The organism is Streptomyces sp. NPDC016845, from assembly GCF_044332585.1.
Taxonomy (GTDB): Bacteria; Actinomycetota; Actinomycetes; order Streptomycetales; family Streptomycetaceae; genus Streptomyces.
In genome coordinates, this window is sequence record NZ_JBIRPI010000003.1 from 193070 (window position 1) to 212139 (window position 19070).

Annotated in this window: 21 protein-coding genes; 15 read left to right on the forward strand and 6 right to left on the reverse strand. The window is 71.0% G+C overall.

Annotation, left to right across the window (positions count from 1 at the left end; all coding sequences use genetic code 11):
• Positions 1 to 372 precede the first annotated feature (372 nt).
• The 4 genes from ACH4RC_RS11205 to hutH all read left to right on the forward strand — a co-directional run bounded on the left by ACH4RC_RS11205 (position 373) and on the right by hutH (position 5190).
• The gene (locus ACH4RC_RS11205) at positions 373 to 1494 is read left to right on the forward strand and encodes an adenylate/guanylate cyclase domain-containing protein (RefSeq protein WP_398198248.1); all 1122 of its coding nucleotides are present in this window, start codon (positions 373 to 375) and stop codon (positions 1492 to 1494) included.
• A 41-nt stretch (positions 1495 to 1535) separates the two neighbouring features.
• Positions 1536 to 2339, forward strand: a complete 804-nt coding sequence (locus ACH4RC_RS11210) for an enoyl-CoA hydratase/isomerase family protein (RefSeq protein ID WP_398198250.1) — start codon at positions 1536 to 1538, stop codon at positions 2337 to 2339.
• A gap of 81 nt (positions 2340 to 2420) precedes the next feature.
• Complete coding sequence (locus ACH4RC_RS11215) at positions 2421 to 3575, forward strand: diguanylate cyclase domain-containing protein (RefSeq protein ID WP_398198253.1); 1155 nt, start codon at positions 2421 to 2423, stop codon at positions 3573 to 3575.
• A 64-nt stretch (positions 3576 to 3639) separates the two neighbouring features.
• On the forward strand, positions 3640 to 5190 hold the full coding sequence (hutH, locus tag ACH4RC_RS11220; protein ID WP_398199168.1) for a histidine ammonia-lyase: 1551 nt from the start codon (positions 3640 to 3642) through the stop codon (positions 5188 to 5190).
• Between the two features lie 91 nt (positions 5191 to 5281).
• Here the strand turns inward: hutH and ACH4RC_RS11225 are convergent, their stop codons facing one another.
• On the reverse strand, positions 5282 to 5581 hold the full coding sequence (locus ACH4RC_RS11225; RefSeq protein ID WP_398198255.1) for a hypothetical protein: 300 nt from the start codon (positions 5579 to 5581) through the stop codon (positions 5282 to 5284).
• Positions 5582 to 5690: 109 nt separating this feature from the next.
• Here ACH4RC_RS11225 and ACH4RC_RS11230 point away from each other — a divergent pair, with 109 nt between their 5' ends.
• The 5 genes from ACH4RC_RS11230 (at position 5691) to ACH4RC_RS11250 (ending at position 10762) form a co-directional block, all read left to right on the forward strand.
• Entirely contained in the window at positions 5691 to 6044 is a 354-nt protein-coding gene (locus ACH4RC_RS11230; protein ID WP_398198257.1) for a hypothetical protein, read from the forward strand.
• Positions 6045 to 6281: 237 nt separating this feature from the next.
• Positions 6282 to 7535: an Ig-like domain-containing protein gene (locus ACH4RC_RS11235; RefSeq protein WP_398198260.1), complete on the forward strand. Its 1254-nt coding sequence runs from the start codon at positions 6282 to 6284 to the stop codon at positions 7533 to 7535.
• Between the two features lie 159 nt (positions 7536 to 7694).
• On the forward strand, positions 7695 to 9176 hold the full coding sequence (locus ACH4RC_RS11240) for an ABC transporter permease (protein ID WP_398198263.1): 1482 nt from the start codon (positions 7695 to 7697) through the stop codon (positions 9174 to 9176).
• A 67-nt stretch (positions 9177 to 9243) separates the two neighbouring features.
• Positions 9244 to 9930 carry an ABC transporter ATP-binding protein gene (locus ACH4RC_RS11245; protein ID WP_398198265.1) on the forward strand — a complete coding sequence of 229 codons (687 nt, stop codon included), beginning with the start codon at positions 9244 to 9246 and terminating at the stop codon, positions 9928 to 9930.
• Between the two features lie 61 nt (positions 9931 to 9991).
• A complete protein-coding gene (locus tag ACH4RC_RS11250) occupies positions 9992 to 10762 on the forward strand; it encodes a group II truncated hemoglobin (RefSeq protein WP_398198267.1) in 771 nt (256 codons plus the stop codon).
• Between the two features lie 99 nt (positions 10763 to 10861).
• Here ACH4RC_RS11250 and ACH4RC_RS11255 read toward each other — a convergent pair whose 3' ends face one another.
• Positions 10862 to 11782, reverse strand: a complete 921-nt coding sequence (locus ACH4RC_RS11255) for a helix-turn-helix domain-containing protein (protein ID WP_398198270.1) — start codon at positions 11780 to 11782, stop codon at positions 10862 to 10864.
• Positions 11783 to 11900: 118 nt separating this feature from the next.
• On the opposite strand from ACH4RC_RS11255, the gene ACH4RC_RS11260 reads away from it, so the two are divergent.
• Both ACH4RC_RS11260 and ACH4RC_RS11265 read left to right on the forward strand, forming a co-directional pair.
• A complete protein-coding gene (locus ACH4RC_RS11260; RefSeq protein ID WP_398198273.1) occupies positions 11901 to 12944 on the forward strand; it encodes an NAD(P)-dependent alcohol dehydrogenase in 1044 nt (347 codons plus the stop codon).
• Between the two features lie 98 nt (positions 12945 to 13042).
• On the forward strand, positions 13043 to 13387 hold the full coding sequence (locus tag ACH4RC_RS11265) for a DUF1330 domain-containing protein (protein WP_398198275.1): 345 nt from the start codon (positions 13043 to 13045) through the stop codon (positions 13385 to 13387).
• Positions 13388 to 13400: 13 nt separating this feature from the next.
• Here the strand turns inward: ACH4RC_RS11265 and ACH4RC_RS11270 are convergent, their stop codons facing one another.
• Positions 13401 to 14093, reverse strand: a complete 693-nt coding sequence (locus ACH4RC_RS11270; protein ID WP_398198277.1) for a GntR family transcriptional regulator — start codon at positions 14091 to 14093, stop codon at positions 13401 to 13403.
• 91 nt (positions 14094 to 14184) lie between these two features.
• Here ACH4RC_RS11270 and ACH4RC_RS11275 point away from each other — a divergent pair, with 91 nt between their 5' ends.
• Complete coding sequence (locus ACH4RC_RS11275) at positions 14185 to 15066, forward strand: hypothetical protein (RefSeq protein WP_398198279.1); 882 nt, start codon at positions 14185 to 14187, stop codon at positions 15064 to 15066.
• 186 nt (positions 15067 to 15252) lie between these two features.
• On the opposite strand, the gene ACH4RC_RS11280 is transcribed toward ACH4RC_RS11275, so the two are convergent.
• Entirely contained in the window at positions 15253 to 15618 is a 366-nt protein-coding gene (locus ACH4RC_RS11280; protein ID WP_398198282.1) for an ATP-binding protein, read from the reverse strand.
• A 127-nt stretch (positions 15619 to 15745) separates the two neighbouring features.
• Here ACH4RC_RS11280 and ACH4RC_RS11285 point away from each other — a divergent pair, with 127 nt between their 5' ends.
• Genes ACH4RC_RS11285 through ACH4RC_RS11295 form a run of 3 tightly spaced genes read left to right on the forward strand, consistent with a single transcriptional unit; the run spans position 15746 to position 17176 of the window.
• The gene (locus ACH4RC_RS11285; protein ID WP_398198284.1) at positions 15746 to 16609 is read left to right on the forward strand and encodes a Scr1 family TA system antitoxin-like transcriptional regulator; all 864 of its coding nucleotides are present in this window, start codon (positions 15746 to 15748) and stop codon (positions 16607 to 16609) included.
• Positions 16581 to 16862, forward strand: a complete 282-nt coding sequence (locus tag ACH4RC_RS11290) for a DUF397 domain-containing protein (RefSeq protein ID WP_398198287.1) — start codon at positions 16581 to 16583, stop codon at positions 16860 to 16862. The genes ACH4RC_RS11285 and ACH4RC_RS11290 overlap by 29 nt, the downstream gene beginning before the upstream one ends.
• Positions 16863 to 16894: 32 nt before the next feature.
• Complete coding sequence (locus ACH4RC_RS11295) at positions 16895 to 17176, forward strand: DUF397 domain-containing protein (RefSeq protein ID WP_398198290.1); 282 nt, start codon at positions 16895 to 16897, stop codon at positions 17174 to 17176.
• Positions 17177 to 17247: 71 nt separating this feature from the next.
• On the opposite strand, the gene ACH4RC_RS11300 is transcribed toward ACH4RC_RS11295, so the two are convergent.
• Entirely contained in the window at positions 17248 to 17874 is a 627-nt protein-coding gene (locus ACH4RC_RS11300) for a DUF4291 domain-containing protein (RefSeq protein ID WP_398198293.1), read from the reverse strand.
• Between the two features lie 47 nt (positions 17875 to 17921).
• Entirely contained in the window at positions 17922 to 19022 is a 1101-nt protein-coding gene (locus tag ACH4RC_RS11305; protein ID WP_398198296.1) for a hypothetical protein, read from the reverse strand.
• Positions 19023 to 19070 lie beyond the last annotated feature (48 nt).

Here is a 19070-nt window from a genome sequence, read left to right on the forward strand (position 1 = left end):
TCCCCGCGCCCCTGGGCGTCTGCTGGGACCGGCCCGTCACCGGCTGCGGCACCGTCGTGGCTGGTCGCGCAGTTCCCCGCGCCCCTGGGCGTCTGGCGGGATCGGCCCGTCACTGGCTGCGGCACCGTCGTGGCTGGTCGCGCAGTTCCCCGCGCCCCTGGGGGGCGCACTCCGTGCGCCGTCTCAGCGAGCCGCCCCTGGGGCGCGGGAGCTGTGCGGCCTGCCCGGGGTGGGTACCTTGCAGACGCTCAGTGGTCGATCGCCGAGCCCCGCGACACCCGGCCCCGAACGGAGTGACGTGGCACACAGAGCCCTGCCGTAGAGTTGAGCCCGGTCGATACCTGACCGCGGCAGATCGGAAGGGCAGCAGGCGTGACCGTCGACGACTCGGGCTCCGGCACGGGCACCCCATCCGACCCCGGAAAGCAGGACGCGGAGGAGACTGACCCCGGCGATCCGCTGGCTCTGCGGCTCGAAGGGCTGATTCTCGGCGCCGAGCGCCGCTACACCCCGTTCCAGGCGGCCCGCAGCGCGGGCGTCTCCATGGAGCTGGCGTCCAGGTTCTGGCGGGCGATGGGCTTCGCCGACATCGGCCAGGCCAAGGCGCTGACCGAGGCGGACGTGCTCGCTCTGCGACGGCTCGCCGGTCTCGTCGAGGCCGGGCTGCTCAGCGAGGCGATGGCCGTGCAGGTCGCCCGTTCCACCGGCCAGACCACCGCCCGGCTCGCCGAGTGGCAGATCGACTCGTTCCTGGAGGGTCTCACCGAGCCGCCCGAGCCCGGTATGACCCGTACCGAGGTCACGTATCCGCTGATAGAGCTTCTGCTGCCCGAGCTGGAGGAGTTCCTCGTCTACGTGTGGCGGCGGCAGCTCGCCGCGGCGACCGGGCGCGTCGTGCAGGCCGGTGACGATGAGGAAATGGTGGACCGGCGCCTCGCCGTCGGGTTCGCGGACCTCGTCGGGTTCACCCGGCTGACCCGGCGCATGGAGGAGGAGGAGCTCGGCGAACTCGTCGAGGCCTTCGAGACCACGGCGGCCGACCTGGTCGCGGCGCACGGCGGCCGCCTCATCAAGACGCTCGGCGACGAGGTGCTGTTCGCCGCCGACGACGCGGGCATCGCCGGAGAGATCGCGCTGCGCCTCATCGAGACGATGAGCAATGACGAGACGATGCCGGAGCTGCGGGTCGGGATGGCCTTCGGGACCGTGACGACACGCATGGGTGACGTCTTCGGGACCACCGTGAATCTCGCCAGTCGGCTCACCTCGATAGCTCCCCGGGACAACGTCCTCGTGGACGGCGCCTTCGCCGAGGAGCTGATCCGTACCGCCGAGGCGCCCGCCTCCGAGGCCGAGGCCGCGGCCGCCGCGGAGAAGGCGGCGGAGCAGGGCGAGGAGCCGCCCGCCTACCGGTTCGCGCTGCAGCCCATGTGGCAGCGGCCCGTGCGCGGTCTCGGCATCGTCGAACCCTGGACGCTGACCCGGCGCACCTGACATCTTGACGGTTAACTGGCGTTAACCGAAAAGGGTGGACCATGGGTGATGAGCAGCGGTTCGGGGAGTTCGTGGCCGTACGGCGGCACGAGGACGGGACCGTCGCCGAGGTGGTGCTCGACCGGCCCAAGGCCATGAACGCGGTCAGCAGCGACATGGCACGGTCCATCGGGGCCGCCTGCGAGGCGCTCGGCGCGGACCGTGGCGTACGGGTCGCCGTCCTCACCTCCAGCAACGAGCGGGCCTTCTGCGTCGGCGCCGACCTGAAGGAGCGCAACTCGTTCTCCGACGCCGAACTCGTACGCCAGCGGCCCGTGGCCCGCGCCGCGTACACCGGCGTCCTCGAGCTGCCGATGCCGACGATCGCGGCCGTGCACGGGTTCGCGCTCGGCGGCGGCTTCGAGCTGGCGCTCGCCTGCGATCTGATCGTGGCCGACGCGAGCGCGGTCGTGGGGCTGCCCGAGGTGTCGGTCGGAGTGATCCCCGGAGGCGGCGGTACGCAGTTGCTGCCGCGCCGGGTCGGGGCCGCGCGCGCCGCCGAGCTGATCTTCTCCGCGCGCCGCGTCGAGGCCGGGGAGGCGGGCGCGCTCGGCCTCGTGGACCAGGTCGTGGCGGCCGGAGCGGACCGCACGGAGGCGCTGGCCCTGGCCGCGCGGATCGCCGCCAACTCGCCCGTCGGACTGCGGGCCGCCAAGCGCGCCCTGCGCCTCGGGCACGGGCTCGACCTGCGCGCCGGACTGGAGGTGGAGGACGCGGCGTGGCGCTCGGTGGCGTTCTCGGGGGACCGGGCCGAGGGCGTCGCCGCGTTCAACGAGAAGCGCAGGCCGCAGTGGCCCGGCGAGTGAGTAACCCCGTTTGACCTGTGTGCCACCGGGACAGCCGTACCCGACTCACCGTAATGCCGGAAAAGTCCCTAACCTGGCCCCATGGGTGACGATGTCCGGCTGCGCGCCGTCGTGACGCTCGCGCAGGGCATGGCCGCTGCGCGGAGCCCGCGCGACTCCTGGCGGGCCGCCGCTCTCGGCGCGTGCCACGCGCTGTCGGGGAGTTTCGCCGCCCTGTCCGTGTGGGAGCGCGAGCGCGGACGGCTCCGGGTCCTGGCCAATGTCGGGGAGCGGGCCGAGGGGGAGGAGGAGTTCCCGGAGAACGAGGCGTACCCGGTGCACCGCTTCCCCGAGATCACCGAGTTCCTGCACGAGCAGTGGGCCGGGGGCGGTGAGCCGGACGCCTGGGTCGAGACGGCCGAGGGGCCCGTCGAACGCGCCGGGTACTGCCATCAGCGGGTCGCGGCCCTGCGGCGGCGCGGGCGCGGCTCCTGCGTCGTCGCGCCGATCGTGCTGCACGGCCGGGCCTGGGGCGAGCTGTATGTGGCGCGGCGGGCCGGGACGCCGGTGTTCGGGCCCGGGGACGCCGACTTCGCGACCGTCCTGGCCTCCGTGGTCTCGGCCGGGATCGCGCAGACCGAGCGCCTCGAGGAGGCGCGGCGGCTCGCCTTCACCGACGCGCTGACCGGCCTCGCCAACCGCCGCCTGGTCGACCTACGGCTCGACGAGGCCGTGGAGCGGCACGGAGCGCAGGGCGCCGTCGTCAGCCTCGTCGTCTGCGATCTGAACGGGCTCAAGCGGGTCAACGACACCCTCGGGCACGCCACCGGCGACCGCCTCCTCGAACGGTTCGGCTCGGTGCTCTCGCTCTGCGGCGCGATGCTGCCGGGGGTGCTCGCGGCGCGGCTCGGCGGCGACGAGTTCTGCCTGCTCGCGGTCGGTCCGAGCGCCGACGAGGTCGTCCGCGTGGGGGAGGAGATCTGTTCGCGCGCCGGTGAGCTGGAGCTGGGCAACGGGGTCGCGTGCGGCATCGCCTCCACCGGCGATCCCATCGGCGAGGTGACCAGCGCGCGGCGGCTGTTCCGGCTCGCGGACGCGGCTCAGTACCGCGCGAAGGCGCTGCGCTCCGCCAAGCCGGTCGTGGCCGGGCGGGACGGCGGCCCGGACGACCCGGTCGTACGGCTGGCGGACGCGCCGCCGCCGGTGCCGGGGGAGCGGCGCCGCATCCGTGGCAGGGATCGGCGTCCGCCCGGGTAAGGGGCGCCGCCGCAGTCCGCTCGTGACATCTTCGGATTCACTGTGTACGTTCCTGAATATGGATATGCACACTGTGGTGGTGGGAGCAGCCGGGGTCACCGCTGCCGATGTGATCGCCGTGGCGCGCCGTGGCGCCCGTGTCGAACTGTCCCGGGAGGCCCTGGACGCGCTGGCCGCGGCCCGTGAGGTCGTCGACGCGCTGGCCGCGAAGCCGGACCCCGTCTACGGCGTCTCCACCGGGTTCGGCGCGCTTGCCACCCGGCACATCGGGCCCGAGCTGCGCGCTCAGCTCCAGCGCAACATCGTGCGCTCGCACGCGGCCGGGATGGGCCCGCGCGTCGAGCGCGAGGTCGTGCGCGCGCTGATGTTCCTGCGCCTGAAGACCGTCTGTTCGGGACATACGGGCGTCCGGCCCGAGGTCGCTCGGACGATGGCGGACGTGCTCAACGCCGGGATCACGCCCGTCGTGCACGAGTACGGGTCCCTGGGCTGTTCCGGCGACCTCGCGCCGCTCAGCCACTGCGCGCTGACCCTGCTCGGCGAGGGCGACGCGGAAGGCCCCGACGGCGTCGTGCGGCCCGCCGGCGAGCTGCTCGCCGAGCACGGCATCAGCCCCGTGGAGCTGCGCGAGAAGGAGGGGCTCGCCCTCCTCAACGGCACCGACGGCATGCTCGGCATGCTCTTCATGGCCCTCGACGACCTGGACAACCTCTACAAGGCCGCCGACGTGACCGCCGCCCTCACCCTGGAGGCGCTGCTCGGCACGGACAGGGTCCTCGCGCCCGAACTGCACGCCATCCGCCCGCACCCGGGGCAGGCCGCGAGCGCTGCCAACATGGCCGCGGTCCTCGCCGGCTCGGGCCTGACCGGGCACCATCAGGACGACGCCCCGCGCGTGCAGGACGCGTACTCCGTGCGCTGCGCGCCGCAGGTCGCCGGGGCGGGCCGGGACACCATGGCGCACGCGCGGCTCGTGGCCGAGCGGGAGTTGGCGGCGGCCGTCGACAACCCCGTGGTCCTTCCCGACGGCAACGGTGGCGGGCGCGTGGAGTCCAACGGCAACTTCCACGGCGCTCCGGTCGCCTACGTGCTCGACTTCCTGGCCATCTCCGCCGCCGACCTGGGCTCGATCGCCGAGCGGCGCACGGACCGGCTGCTCGACAAGAACCGCTCGCACGGCCTGCCGCCGTTCCTCGCCGAGGACGCGGGCGTCGACTCGGGTCTGATGATCGCCCAGTACACGCAGGCGGCCCTGGTCAGTGAGATGAAGCGGCTCGCGGTGCCCGCGTCCGCGGACTCGATCCCGTCCTCCGCGATGCAGGAGGATCACGTCTCCATGGGCTGGTCGGCGGCGCGCAAGCTGCGGACCGCCGTCGACAACCTCACGCGGATCATCGCCGTGGAGCTGTACGCGGCCACGCGCGCGATCGAGCTGCGGGAGGGTCTGGAGCCGGCCCCGGCGTCGCGCGCGGTCGTCGAGGCGGTGCGCAAGGCCGGGGTGCGGGGTCCGGGGCCGGACCGGTACCTGGCGCCCGACCTGGCCGCGGCGGACGCGTTCGTGCGCGGCGGCGCGCTGGTGGCGGCCGTCGAGTCGGTGACGGGGCCGCTCAGGTAGGTATGGCCGGTAGGTATGGCCGGCGGGAAGTGGCCGGCAGGTATGGCCGGCGGGGTGCGGCGGATCACGTCGCACCCCCGGTCGTGGTGCGTCAGGCGGGCGCCTCCATCTCGAGGGAGCGGCCCCGGCGGACCGAGTACGCGACGAAACCGACCCCGAGACCCAGGAACGCGGAGCCGCCGATCACGTACGGCGTCGTGTCGAACGTGCCCGTGTCGGCCAGTCTGAGCTGCTGGTCGGACTGGGTCTCCACGGCCGAGGCGGCCTGGCTTCCCTGGTCGGAGGTGGTGGGGTGCTCGGCGGTGGCCGAGGCATTGGGGACGAACCACAGGGCGGCCAGGAGGGTCCCGGCGGCGGTGGCGGTGAACAACGATCGACGTGCGGCGGACACGGAAGCGATCCCCCTTGTGGCGCTGGCGAATTGGCCGTGTGGGCCGATGTTAGTGAAAGGGGCGGGTCACGGGAAAGTCACGGGGGGAGCGGGCCGTACGCTCCGGCGTATGAGCACTGATGAGACGTCACGTTTTGTTCGCCTGAAGGTGGAATTGGTCCTGGAGATCTCCGACGAGGAGGCGCTGACCGGGGCCGCGCTGCAGCGCGTCGCCGAGGACGGGTCGATGCCCGACGAGGAGCGCGCCCACGCCGAGGACGCCGTGCAGGAGGACGAGGCGGAGGCGATCGCGTACCTCGTGGACCCGTTCGACCTGGTCGGGGACGTGCCGGGCGCCGAACTCGTCCAGGCGTCCTGGTCCAGCGAGCAGGTGGACTACGACCCCGATTCGCCGGATTGGGACCTCGACGAGGATGATGGCGACGCGGACGACGCGCGGGGGGCCGACGAGGAGCGCGCGTAACGCCCGGCCGACGGGACAGAGGAACCCCGGGAGGCCGCCGCCGCCCGGGGTTCCGTGCGTGGCGTCCCTCACAGCGAAGGACGTGGCGTCCCCCACATCGGGGTTTTTTCGGGAACGGGGGGAACCAGTGGCGGCGTTGTCCGGTGTTAAGGGGAACTCCCGAGTTCTCCGGGGTCCGGCCGGGGTGGCAGGGCCTGCCGGGGAAATCGGAAATCGGCGACTATGGAGAAGCGTGTGATGACGGACGGTAAGCGGCGCAGGGGCCTGATGGCCGCGTCCGCTGTGCTCGGCGGTGTGCTGGTGCTCTCTGCGTGCGGCGGGGGCGACGACGAGCCGGGCGCCTCGTCGAGCGGCAAGACGGAGTCGCAGGCGCAGGCGGACGAGGCCGCGGCGAAGAAGGCGTCCGAGGCCGAGATCAAGATCGCCCCGAAGGACGGCTCCTCCAACGCGAGCATCAACAACGCGGCCAAGGTCACCGTCAGCAAGGGCACGCTCAGCGACGTCAAGATGACCACGGCGGACGGCACGGCGGTCGCGGGCGTGATAGCCGCCGACAAGAAGAGCTGGAAGCCCACGAGCCAGCTCGAGCGCGCCACGACCTACAAGATCGCCGCCACGGCGAGCGACAAGGACAACCGGGTCGCGCACGAGAACGCCTCGTTCACCACGGTCTCCCCGGCCAACAGCTTCATAGGCAACTTCACGCCGGAGGACGGTTCGACCGTCGGCGTGGGCATGCCGGTGTCGATCAACTTCGACAAGGCGATCACCAACAAGGCGGACGTGCAGTCGCACATCACCGTCTCCTCCAGCAGCGGCCAGGAGGTCGTCGGCCACTGGTTCAGCCCGAACCGGCTCGACTTCCGCCCCGAGAGCTACTGGCAGGGCGGCTCCACCGTCACCCTCAAGCTCGCGCTCGACGGCGTCGAGGGCGCCGACGGCGTGACGGGCGTGCAGCAGAAGACCGTCACCTTCAAGGTCGGCCGGAACCAGGTCTCCACGGTCGACGCCAAGACCAAGACGATGACCGTCACGCAGAACGGGAAGACGGTCAAGACCATCCCGATCTCCGCCGGTTCGCCCGACAACAAGACGTACGAAGGCCAGATGGTGATCTCCGAGAAGTTCAAGGAGACCCGGATGAACGGCGCGTCGGTCGGCTTCACCGACGACGACGGCAAGGGCGAGTACGACATCAAGGACGTGCCGCACGCCATGCGCCTGTCGACCTCCGGCACCTTCATCCACGGCAACTACTGGGGCGCCAAGTCGATCTTCGGCTCGGCCAACACCAGCCACGGCTGCGTCGGCCTCGCCGACGCCAAGGGCGCCAACGACTCCAGCACGCCGGGTGCCTGGTTCTACAACCACTCGATGGTCGGTGACGTCGTCGTCGTGAAGAACACCGGCGACAAGACGATCCAGCCGGACAACGGCCTCAACGGCTGGAACCTGAGCTGGGCGGAGTGGAAGGCCGGCTCCGCCGCCTGATCCAGCTCTCGTCAGGCTCTGAAACCCCTGGTGCGCGGTGCGCGCCAGGGGTTTCATGCTGTTCTCATCCGTACCTCACGCAACCCTTACAGCGCCTGCATACGTTTCGCTGGTTCCCACTCAGCGCCCCGGGTCGGGGCCGTCACCGGCGAGGCTTCGATGTTCTTCACCTATCTCAGGCGCGAGCTGCGCCGGCGCAGAAAGGCGGCCCTCGTGGTCGCCTCCGGGCTGGCGCTCGGTATCGCGCTCGTCATCGTCGTCAACTCCGTCTCCTCGGGCATGAGCAAGGCCCAGGACAAGGTCCTGCAGTCGCTGTACGGCCTGGGCACCGACATGACCGTCACCAAGGCGGCGACCGCGCCCAAGAGCGGTGAGACCGGCCGCCCGCGCTTCGACTTCGACGCCAAGGACAGCGACTCCGACGAGGAGCAGTCCACCGACCGCGTCATGGTGCAGGGCTTCCAGACGCTCGCCTCGTCCACGGTCACGAAGGTCGCCGAGCAGAAGGGCGTCGAGGACACCGTCGGCGGCCTGAGCCTGCAAGTCATGAAGGTCAGCGGCCAGTTCACGCGCGGCCAGTTCAAGCAGGACGAGCAGCAGCAGGGGCAGCAGCAGGGCGGTCCCGGCGGCGGTCAGGGCGGTGGCAGCGGTGAGCCGCAGGGCCGCGTCGAGGGCGGCGGCGCCAACTTCGACGTCAACTCCTACTCCGTCTTCGGCACGGACGTCACGAAGCAGGACCTCGGCCCGCTGACCTCCTCGAAGATCACCAAGGGGCGGACCTTCAAGACCTCCGAGACGGACGCCAAGGTCGTCGTCGCCGACGCCTCGTACGCCAAGGAGAAGAAGCTCGCCCTGGCCGACACCGTCACCGTCAAGGGCACGAAGTACAAGGTCATCGGTATCGCGACGCCCGACAGCGGGGACGCCGCCGCCAATCTGTACCTGCCGCTGAAGCAGGCCCAGACGCTCGCCGACACCAAGGACAAGGTCACGACGGTCTACGTCAAGGCGACCGACTCGCAGCAGATCGACGCGGTCAAGTCGACGATCCAGAAGAACATCTCGGGTACGACGGTCACCACCTCCGCCGACCTCGCCGACACCGTCTCCGGGTCCCTGTCCACCGCGTCCGACCTCGCCTCCAACGTCGGCAAGTGGCTGTCGATCGCGGTGCTCGTCGCCGCGTTCCTCGTGGCGGGCCTGCTCACCTCGTCGGCCGTCTCGCGCCGCGTACGGGAGTTCGGCACGCTCAAGGCGCTCGGCTGGAAGTCGGGCCGGGTCACCCGCCAGGTCATCGGCGAAGCCGTGATCAACGGTCTGATCGGCGGCGTCCTCGGCATCGCCGTCGGCCTCGCGGGCGCCTACGCGGTCACCGCCATCAGCCCGACCCTCTCCGCGGAGCTCGGCGGCAGCACCGGCGGCGGTGGCGGCATGGGCGGCGGTGGCGGCGGTTTCGGCGGCGGCATGCGCCAGGCCGCGAGCGGCAAGACCCTCGACATCGCGCTCAGCGCCCCGGTCTCCGCCACCACCATCGCCCTCGCGGTCGGCCTCGCCGTCGCGGGCGGCCTGATCGCCGGCGCGTTCGGCGGCTGGCGGGCCTCGCGCCTGCGCCCGGCGGACGCCCTGCGCCGCGTCGAGTAACAGCAGCAGCCCTGCCACGGGCACCCACCCACCTACGTACAGTCATACGTACAGCAGGAGTTGCACCATGTATCAGCTCAGAGACGTCACCAAGCAGTACCGGCGCGGCAAAGACACCGTCGACGCGCTCGCGGGCATCGACCTGACCATCGGCGACGGCGACCGGCTCGTCATCCAGGGCCCGACCGGCGGCGGCAAGTCGACGCTGCTCCAGATGCTCGGCGGCCTGGACCGGCCGACGTCGGGCAGCGTCGAGCTCGACGGCGTCGACCTGGCCAAGCTTCCCGAGGCCCGGCTCACCAAGGTCCGCGCCGAATCCATCGGCTTCGTCTTCCAGTCCTTCAACCTCATCCCGACGCTGACCGCGCAGGAGAACGTCGAGACCGCGCTCGTGCCGCTCGGCCTGAAGGGCGGCGACCGGCGCGAGCGGGCGGCGGAAGCGCTGAAATCGGTCGGCCTCGGCGAACGGCTCACGCACCTGCCCTCGGAGATGTCCGGCGGCCAGCAGCAGCGCGTCGCCATCGCCCGCGCGCTGGTGAAGAACCCGAAGGTGCTGCTCGCCGACGAGCCGACCGGCAACCTCGACGAGTCCATGCGGGACGAGATCATGGACGTACTCGAAGCGCAGTGGAAGGAGCACGGGCTGACCTTCATCATGGTCACCCACGACTCCGCGATCGCCCGCAAGGCGCCGCGCCTCGCGACGATCCGCAAGGGCCGCATCAAGGTGACGGAGAACAGCTCCGCCGCCTGACGACCAGGGGGCCCGCTCCGGCTTATGGCCGGGGCGGGCCCCGCGTGCTTCGCTGGCAGCCATGACGACCGAGACCGTCGAATACATCCGCTACCGCATCACCGAGGACCGCTCGGCGCAGTTCCTGGCGGCCTACACGCGCGCGGCCCGGCAGCTCGCCGCGTCACCGCACTGTGTCAGTTACGAACTCACGCGCTGCGAGGAGGACTTCGAGCACTACATCCTGCGCATCATCTGGACCTCGACCGCCGACCACTTGGAGGGCTTCCGCAAGTCGGACCTGTTCCCCGGGTTCCTGGCGGAGATCCGCCCGTACGTGGGTGACATCGAGGAGATGCGCCACTACAAGCCGACGACGGTACGGGGCACGGGCGCGGCCGAACCCACGCTCTACGAGTGGGCGGGCGGCGCGGCGGCGATGGACCGGCTGACGACGGTGTTCTACGCGAAGGTCGTGAAGGACGACCTGCTCGGCCCGCTCTTCGCCGACCTGCCCGCCGAACACGCGGAGCACGTCGCGCTCTGGCTCGGCGAGGTCTTCGGCGGGCCCACCGCCTACACGGAACAGCACGGCGGGCACAGCCACATGGTCGCCAAGCACGTCGGCAAGGCGATCACTGAGCGCCAGCGGCGCCGCTGGGTCGAGCTGATCCAGGACGCGGCGGACGAGGCGGACCTGCCGGCCGACGCCGGGTTCCGCTCCGCGTTCAGCGCGTACATCGAGTGGGGCACGCGGCTCGCGGTGTACTTCTCGGGCCCGGGGGCGAGCCGTCCGGCGGAGCAGCCGGTGCCGAGGTGGACGTGGGGCGCGGCTCCGCCGTACCGGCCGTAAGAGCTGTTCAGAGGTGCGAGGTCCGGGGCGGAGCCCCTGGGCTGGGTGTCAATGCCGGGTGCGGATGCGTCGTGGCTGGGCGCGCAGTTCCCCGCGCCCCTAGCGGGGCGCCTCGCTACCGGCACGGGTGGCGTCGGCCCCCCAGCTCGCCAACAAGCGGAGCGCCTCCGCCGACGGCGAGCCCGGCTCCGCGTGGTACACGGACAGGAACTGACCGTCGTCGTCGGGCAGGTGCAGCGTCTCGTAGGCGAGGGTCAGCTCACCGACCAGCGGGTGCCGCATCCGCTTGACGCCGTGCCCCTTCTCCTTGACGTCGTGCGTGGCCCACAAGGTGCGGAACTCCTCGCTCTTGACGGAGAGTTCACCGACGAGCGCCGACAGCTCCGGGTCGTCCGGGTGCTGCCCGGCGTAGAGCCGCAGGTAGCTGACCATGTCCGACGCCTTCTGCTCCCAGTCGCGGAACAGCTCCCGGTAGCCGGGGTCGAGGAAGGTGAGGCGTGCCCAGTTGCGCTCGTGGGCGGGCATCGCGCCCCAGTCCCCGAAGAGCGCGGCGGCCATCCGGTTCCAGACGAGGATCTCGGACCGCGCCCCGCCGATGTACGCGGGCACGCCCTCCATCGAGTCGACAAGATGCTGGAGCGCGGGCCGCGCGTGCTGCCGCCTGGCGGCCCGGTGCTTCCGGCGCTGTTGCCTGGGCTTGGCGAGGTGGGTCAGATGCGCGTGCTCCGTCTCGCTGAGCCGCAGGGCGCGCGCGATGGCGTCGAGCACCTCCGCCGACACATTGCGCCCGTTGCCCTGCTCCAGGCGGGTGTAGTACGCCACCGAGACCCCGGCCAGCTGCGCCAGCTCCTCGCGCCGCAGGCCCGGCACGCGCCGGTGCCGCCCGATCGTCGGGATCCCCACGTCCTCGGGCTTGAGCCGGGCCCGCCGGGTGCGCAGGAACTCGCTCAGCTCGGCACGCTGGTCGAGGCCGTCGCGGCCGTCGCGGCCGTCGTCGGAGTTGTCCGGTCTGGCATCCATGGTGTCCAGTATTCCCGGTCGTACGCCGAGGAGCCTGACCCCGCCAGTAGTAGGACCGCTGGACGTACGCAAAGCGGTGACCTGGGCGAATGGCATCGTAGAAGGCACGCTGGAAGCCATGACCACGACTGTTGCCGCATACGCCGCGCCCAGCGCCAAGGCTCCGCTGGAGCGCACCACCATCGAGCGCCGCACAGTCGGCGAGCACGACGTACTGATCGACGTCCAGTACGCCGGAATCTGTCACTCCGACATCCACCAGGTCCGTGAGGGCTGGGGCGAGGCCATCTTCCCGATGGTCCCCGGCCACGAGATCGCCGGTGTCGTCTCCGAGGTCGGCTCCGGTGTGACCAAGTTCGAGGTCGGCGACCGCGTGGGCGTCGGCTGCATGGTCGACTCCTGCCGCGAGTGCGAGCCCTGCCTGTCCGGCCAGGAGCAGCACTGTCTCCGGGGGAACGTCGGCACGTACAACTCCGTCGGCAAGGACGGCGAGCCCACCTACGGCGGCTACTCCCAGAAGGTCGTCGTCGACGAGGCGTTCACCCTCCGCATCCCCGAGGGCATCTCCCTCGACGTGGCGGCGCCGCTGCTCTGCGCCGGCATCACCACGTACTCCCCGCTGAAGCACTGGGGCGCGGGCCCCGGCAAGAAGGTCGCCGTCGTCGGCCTCGGCGGCCTCGGCCACATGGGCGTCAAGATCGCCCACGCCCTCGGCGCGGAGGTCACCGTCCTCTCGCAGTCGCTGCGCAAGAAGGACGACGGCCTGAAGCTCGGCGCGGACCACTACTACGCGACGAGCGACCCGAAGACGTTCGAGGAGCTGGCGGGCTCGTTCGACGTCATCCTCTCCACCGTGTCGGCGCAGGTCGACTTCGGCGCGTACCTGGGCCTGCTCAAGACGGGCGGCGCCCTGGTGAACGTCGGCGCCCCCGAGGAGCCGATCTCCCTCAACCTCTTCTCCCTCATCGGCGGCAACAAGACCCTCGCCGGTTCGATGATCGGTGGCATCGCCGAGACCCAGGAGATGCTGGACTTCTGCGCGGAGCACGGTCTTGGCGCGGAGATCGAGCTGATCGAGGCGAGCCAGGTGAACGAGGCGTACGAGCGTGTCCTCGACTCGGACGTGCGGTACCGCTTTGTGATCGACGCGGCGACGATCTGACCGGTCCGGTCTTACGTCTGAGGTAATCGACGCCCTTCTCGGGGCCCGGCAGGCTGTTTCGTACAGCCGCGACAGCCGGACCCGAGGAGGGCTTCTTCATGACCGCCTACGCGATAGCCGTACTGCGCCCGCACGCCGGCCCGCCGCACCCCGAGGTCCTGGAGTACATCGAACGTGTCCAGGGCACGTTCGCGCCGTACGGCGGCCGGTTCCTCTCGCACGGGAAGAGGAGCGAGTACGTGGAGGGGGAGTGGCTCGGCGACATGGTCATGGTCGGGTTCCCCGACCTGGCTCATGCCCACGAGTGGTACGCGTCGGCCGCGTACCAGGACATCGTGCGGCTGCGGACCGATCACATCCCGGGGGAGATGGTGTTCGTGGAGGGGGTGGAGGAGGACTACGACGCGGGGCGCACGGCGGCGGCGATGCGCGAGGCCCCGTAGGGGCTCCCCGCACTCATGTGGCCCGACCTGAATCGTCGGTCAGCGCGGCGGCGGTCAGCGTGAGGTGCCGCGTCAGGATCCCGGCCGCGGCGTCCGCGTCGCGGGCCAGCGCCGCCTCCTCCAGCCTGCGGTGTTCGTCCGCGCCGTCCCGGCCGGGGTCGCGCTGCGCCGACCAGCGGCGGGTCAGTTCGCTGGCGGTCCACAGCCGGTCGAAGGTCTCCAGCAGGGCGAGGTTGCCGCATCCTTCGAGCAGCGTGCGGTGGAAGACCCGGTGCGCCTCGGACCAGGCCTCGGTGTAGTGCTCGCCCTCCTCCGGCGCATAGGCCGGGGTGCGCACGAGGCGGTGGTGGGCGGCGCGCACGCGGACCTCCCAGTCGACATCGCCGCGCTCGACGGACATGCGCAGGACGACCGGTTCGATGGTCCGGCGGGCCTCCGCGATCTCCTGCCAGCGGTGATCGGAGAAGGACGGGACCGCGAAGCCGCGGTTGGGCAACCGGTCGGCGTAGCCCTCGCCGACCAGCCGCACGAGCGCCTCCCGGGTGACGGCCAGGCTCACGCCCCGTTCCTTGGCGAGGTCCTGCGGTTTGAGGGCGTCGCCAGGGGCGTGGTCGCCGCGCATGATCGCGTCCCGCAGGTGTGCGTAGACCTGCTCGGAGAGCATCTGCTTTCCGGCGGGGGCCGGGCGGGGAGGCGTAACGGTCATACCTCCAGCGTAGACGATCGACTCAATAATCGATTATTGCTGCTACTGTCGATTCCGAGACCGGCACCCCAACTCTCGGGAGAACAATCCGATGCACCCCGACCACAACGGCTCGACGGACCTGAACACCGTCCGCGAAGTAAGCGGTGCCGTCAGCGCGGCCCACCTCTTCATCTACCTCGTTCCGGAGGGCGCGGAGGAGGCGGCCGCGCTCGGCGTCACCGACCGCGGACCGGCGTACCTGGCGTTCCGGTCGGCCGCGATGGGCGCGGTCCCGTGGCAGGTCACGCTCGCGGCCTTCTACAACTTCAGCCCCCGGGTGGTCCGGACCATGACGGGCGTGTGGGACGCGGCGCCGCCCGAGCGGTGGCAGGCCGCGCGCTTCAGGGCGGCGGGGCGCGCGATGCGACGCGTCGGCGTGCACATCCCGGACGATCAACTCGCCGAGGCCCGCGCGCTGATCGACCCGGTCGTCGCCCGTGCCGACCACGCGGGCAAGGTGCTGGCCGCCGCGAACGCGTCGGTCCCGCTGCCGTCCGATCCGCTCGTCGCGCTGTGGCAGCAGATCACGGTGGTACGTGAGTGGCGCGGCGACGCGCATCTCGTCGTACTCGCCGACAACGGCCTCGGACCGTGCGACTGCCTCGTCCTGCACACCGCGTCGGGCGGGCTCTCCACACCCCTGGTGCGGACGACCCGCCAGTGGGACGACGAGGAATGGAACGCGGCGACAGCCCGTCTCGTCGCCCGCGGCTGGCTCGGCCCCGACGCCACGCTCACCGACGCGGGCAGCGCGGCGCGCGAACGGATCGAGGCGGAGACGGACGAGCACTGCGCCGCGCTCTGGGCGCCGATCGGCGACGCGGGCGCCCGCCGTTTCGCCTCACTCATAGCGCCGATCACCGACGCGTTCACCGCGGCGGGGACGTTTGACGGCGTTGGTAATAGGGGCGGACGAGGGGCACGCGGCTGACGTCCACCGGGCGGGCCTCCGCGACTTCCCGGGCATACGGGCTACGAGGCCGCTGACGTGGCGCGGGCGGCGGGCCGTGCGCGTCGCGCGGGGCGGCGTGCCGGCCGCGCCGCCGCCTGCGACGGGTGCCGGTGCCAGGCAGGAGCGGCACGAGAACGGCCAGCGCCGCCAGCAGCAGCAGGCCCGTCATGGCGCCCCCTCCGCGGCCAGCTCGCACCACACCGTCTTGCCACCGGCCCCCTGCTCCACGCCCCAGCGCAGGGCGAGCGCCCCTACGAGGGTGAGGCCCCGGCCGCACTCGTCCGTCAGCGTGGCGTGCAGAAGTGTCGGCAGGGCGCGCGGGTCCGGGTCCGTCACCTCTACGCGGGTGTGCCCGTCGGCGGTGCCGTGCACGCGTACGGAGACGGGGGTGCCCTCGCCCAGGTGGTCGATGACGTTGGTCATCAACTCCGAGGCGCAGAGACGGACGTCGTAGTCGTGGGCGCGGAGGTGGTGACGGATCTCGGGGACTGACTTCGGGGTGGCGAGTAGATCGAGGACGAGGTCGGGCATGAGCGGGCGTCACCTTCCTGGGCGCACTGTGACGGTTCGCTCACACAGTGGCGTCACGCTGCGTACCGTGACGAGGGTTTCAAGTACGCAGCGACAGCTGCGGAAGCCCCCCACATGGCGGTGAGCGATGGCACGGCGCAAGGACATCGACGGCTCGATGAGCGTCCCGACCTTCTACGGCAAGGAGTTGAGGTGGAAACGGGAGGCGGCGGGCCTGTCCCTTGAAGAGCTGATCGAGGGCAGCTTCTACGGAAAGTCGCTGCTCAGCGACATCGAGCGCGGCGAACGCCGAATGCCGATGGAGTTGGCCCGGCATGTGGATCGTGTGCTGGGAACGGATGGGTACTTCGCGCGGGGTTGCGAGGATGTGGGCAGAGCGCGGCGGGGGCCGCATGCCGCGTATTTTCAGCAGGTGCTGGAGGCTGAGCGGCACGCGGAGACAATCGCGGAGTGGGCTCCCAGCGCCGTCCCAGGTTTGCTGCAACTGGCCCCGTACGCACGGGCTCAGGTCATCGCGGCCCACCCCACGGCCGCCGACGACTGGGTCGAGGGGAAGGTCACGGCGCGCCTTGTCAGGGCCCGCCTTTTCGACGAGCACCATGACACCCCCGAGTACTGGGTGGTCCTGCATGAGTCGCTGCTGACGGACCCCGTTGTCCCCGCACCCGACATGACTGCGCAGCTCGACCACATCGCGGGCCTCGCACGCTGCCGCCGGATCGTTCCACAGGTGGTCCTGCGGAAGGGTGGGCCGTGTCCCCTAGCAGCGGCGTCCATCATGCTCATGGATTTCGCCGACGCGCCGCCCCTCGTCTATACGGAGGCTTCGTACAGCGGAACGACCATCGACGATCCAGCCCTCGTTAGGCAGTACCGCAAGGCATACGATCGGCTCAGGGCCGTCGCACAGGCACCGGACGTGTCCCTGGCCATGATCGAGTCAGCGGCGGAGGAATACCGAAATGGCAGGCAGCCGGACCGACTTGAGTAACGCGCTCTGGGGTAAGAGCAGCTACAGCAACGGCGATGGCGGCGAATGTGTGGAGGTCGCCCGTGACTTCCCCGGCGCCGCCCGCTGGCGCAAGTCCAGTCACAGCAACGGCGACGGCGGCAATTGCGTCGAGGTAGCCGACGGCATCCCCGGCATCGTGCCGGTCCGGGACTCCAAGAACCCGGACGGTCCCGCCATCGTGATCGCCGGTTCCGCCTGGTCGGCGTTCATCGCGGAGGTGCGCACGCACTGAGCAGCGCAAGTCAGCTATGGAGGAGTACGGAGATGGCGAACAGTCGGTTCTACTTGAGTAACGCGCTCTGGTTCAAGAGCAGCTACAGCAACGGCAGCGGCGGCAACTGCATGGAGATCGCCCGCGACTTCGCTGGTGCCGCCCGCTGGCGCAAGTCCAGCTACAGCAACGGCGACGGAGGCCATTGCGTCGAGGTAGCCGACGGCGTCCCCGGCATCGTGCCGGTCCGCGACTCCAAGAATCCGGACGGTGGTGTCATCGTGGTCGCCGACGCCGCTTGGTCCGCGTTCATCACGAACGTACGCGAGGCATAGCAGCCCCGCGCAGGGCCCCAACGGCGGCGTAACAGGACTTTGGGTGCAGAACTTGGGGACGGGCGAGCCCCTCAACCCCCGACCGGTGCGGCCACCAAGTTGTGCACCAAGTTTCCCTGCCCGGGGTACGGCAACTCGGCCGGGAGCAACGTGGCCGCCGCCTCCACATCACCCCCGGCGACCAACTCCCGCACCTCACGCACGCGCGGCGTCACATCCGAGATCGACACCAGCCACTCGTCCGCGTACCGCCGAACCGCCTCCCCGGAGAGCCCGAGCTGCAACGACCGGTGCGGAAGCGGTCGCAGCCACAGATCCCGCTCGGGGTCCCACTGCACCCGCGCGGGCGCTCGCCGCAACTCCCGCTTCCAGGCGGCGTGATCGGCGTGCACCCCGGACTCGTAGCTCGACAGGCACGCGTTCCGCAGCGCCCACTCGAAGCCGCCCCGGTCGATCTCGACGGCAAGGACGACTTCCTGGCCGGGCTTCGTGGCCCAGCCGCACCGGTACATCATCCACAGGAACGACGGCTTGACCCACGTCATCCGGTCCCGCTTCCAGCCCGCGGGAAAACGGCCGTCGCGGGCGGCCGGCAGCCCGATCTCCGGCGCGTACGCCTGGTACACCGTGACCGTCGAATCCGTATAGCGGGCCCGGATCTCATGCCGGGGAAAGGGAAGGGGAGTCGCCTCACTCATGCCCGACAGAATGGGCGCCCCGCGCCGACGCCCGCCACCGAATAAAGCTAATGCCGCAGACTCGCCGGGCTGCCCCCATTGGCCTCGTACCCGGCGACCGCAAGCGCCCGGTACACCGCGTACGACGCCGCCGGATCCTCCTCCGCCGTCCACGGGATCGCGCCCACGTGCCCGTCCACGCGCACGATCTGCTGCATCGCCTCGGACCACCGCTCGCTGCGGACGAGGAAGAAGATCAGCAGGTGGCGGACGTGGGCGAGCATCGGGTCGTCGGGGCGGGCGGCGTGTACCGCGAAGAGGGCGCCGTGCAGGGCCTTGGAGACGACCTCGCTCTCGTAGAAGCCGCGGACGAGGTTCAGGTCGGGCATGTGCTCGTACAGCGCGAACAGGGGGAGCGCGGCGAGCAGGGAACCTCGCGGGGCGCGGGCCGCCGCCGCCTCCGCGAAGGCGAACGCCTCGTCGCGCGAGCCGTGCCACTTCTCCGTCCAGTAGCGCAGGCCCGCCAGGTGCGCGCCCATGTGGCCCGGGGCCGTGTCGAGGATCTTCAGCCAGACCTGTTCGAACTCGGAGCGGGAGTACCCCAGACCGCGCGCCACCGCCAGGTGGGTGATGTGGGGGACGGGATCGCCGGGGGCCAGCAGTGCCGCCTGCTCACACGCCCCCCGCGCTTCCTCCAGGATGATCCGCTGCTCGTCCTGCGTCCCGCCGTTGCGCCAGGCCTGCTGCACCAGGAACTCGGCGAAGACCTGTGCCCCGCCCGCGTCCTTGGGCTGCTGCGAGCGCCACGCGTGCAGCCAACCGGCGCCCAGGCGCGGCGTCTGTGCCAGCTCGATGGCGGCGGCCCCGGCGATCGCCTGGACGCGCTCCCAGCGGGTCTCGGTCTCCTTGCCGGTACCGGCGAGCAATTGCGAAGCGGCCGTGAAATCCTGATTGCGCTGGACGACGGCCATCACGTTCAGGAGGTCCTGGTCCGGGCCCGGCAGGCGGACGTCGAGCTCCTCCTGGCGTACGAAACCGTAGTCCGCCGGATCGGCGGCGTCCGGCGAGCCCGGGGCGACCAGACGGATCCCGCCCCCACCGCCGCGCCGGCGCAGCATCACCACCCAGGCGATCATCAGCACGGCCATCAGGACCCAGAGAATTCCCATGCCTCCAAAGCTAACCGAGGCGGCGTAAGAGCCTGCTCCAGGACCGCG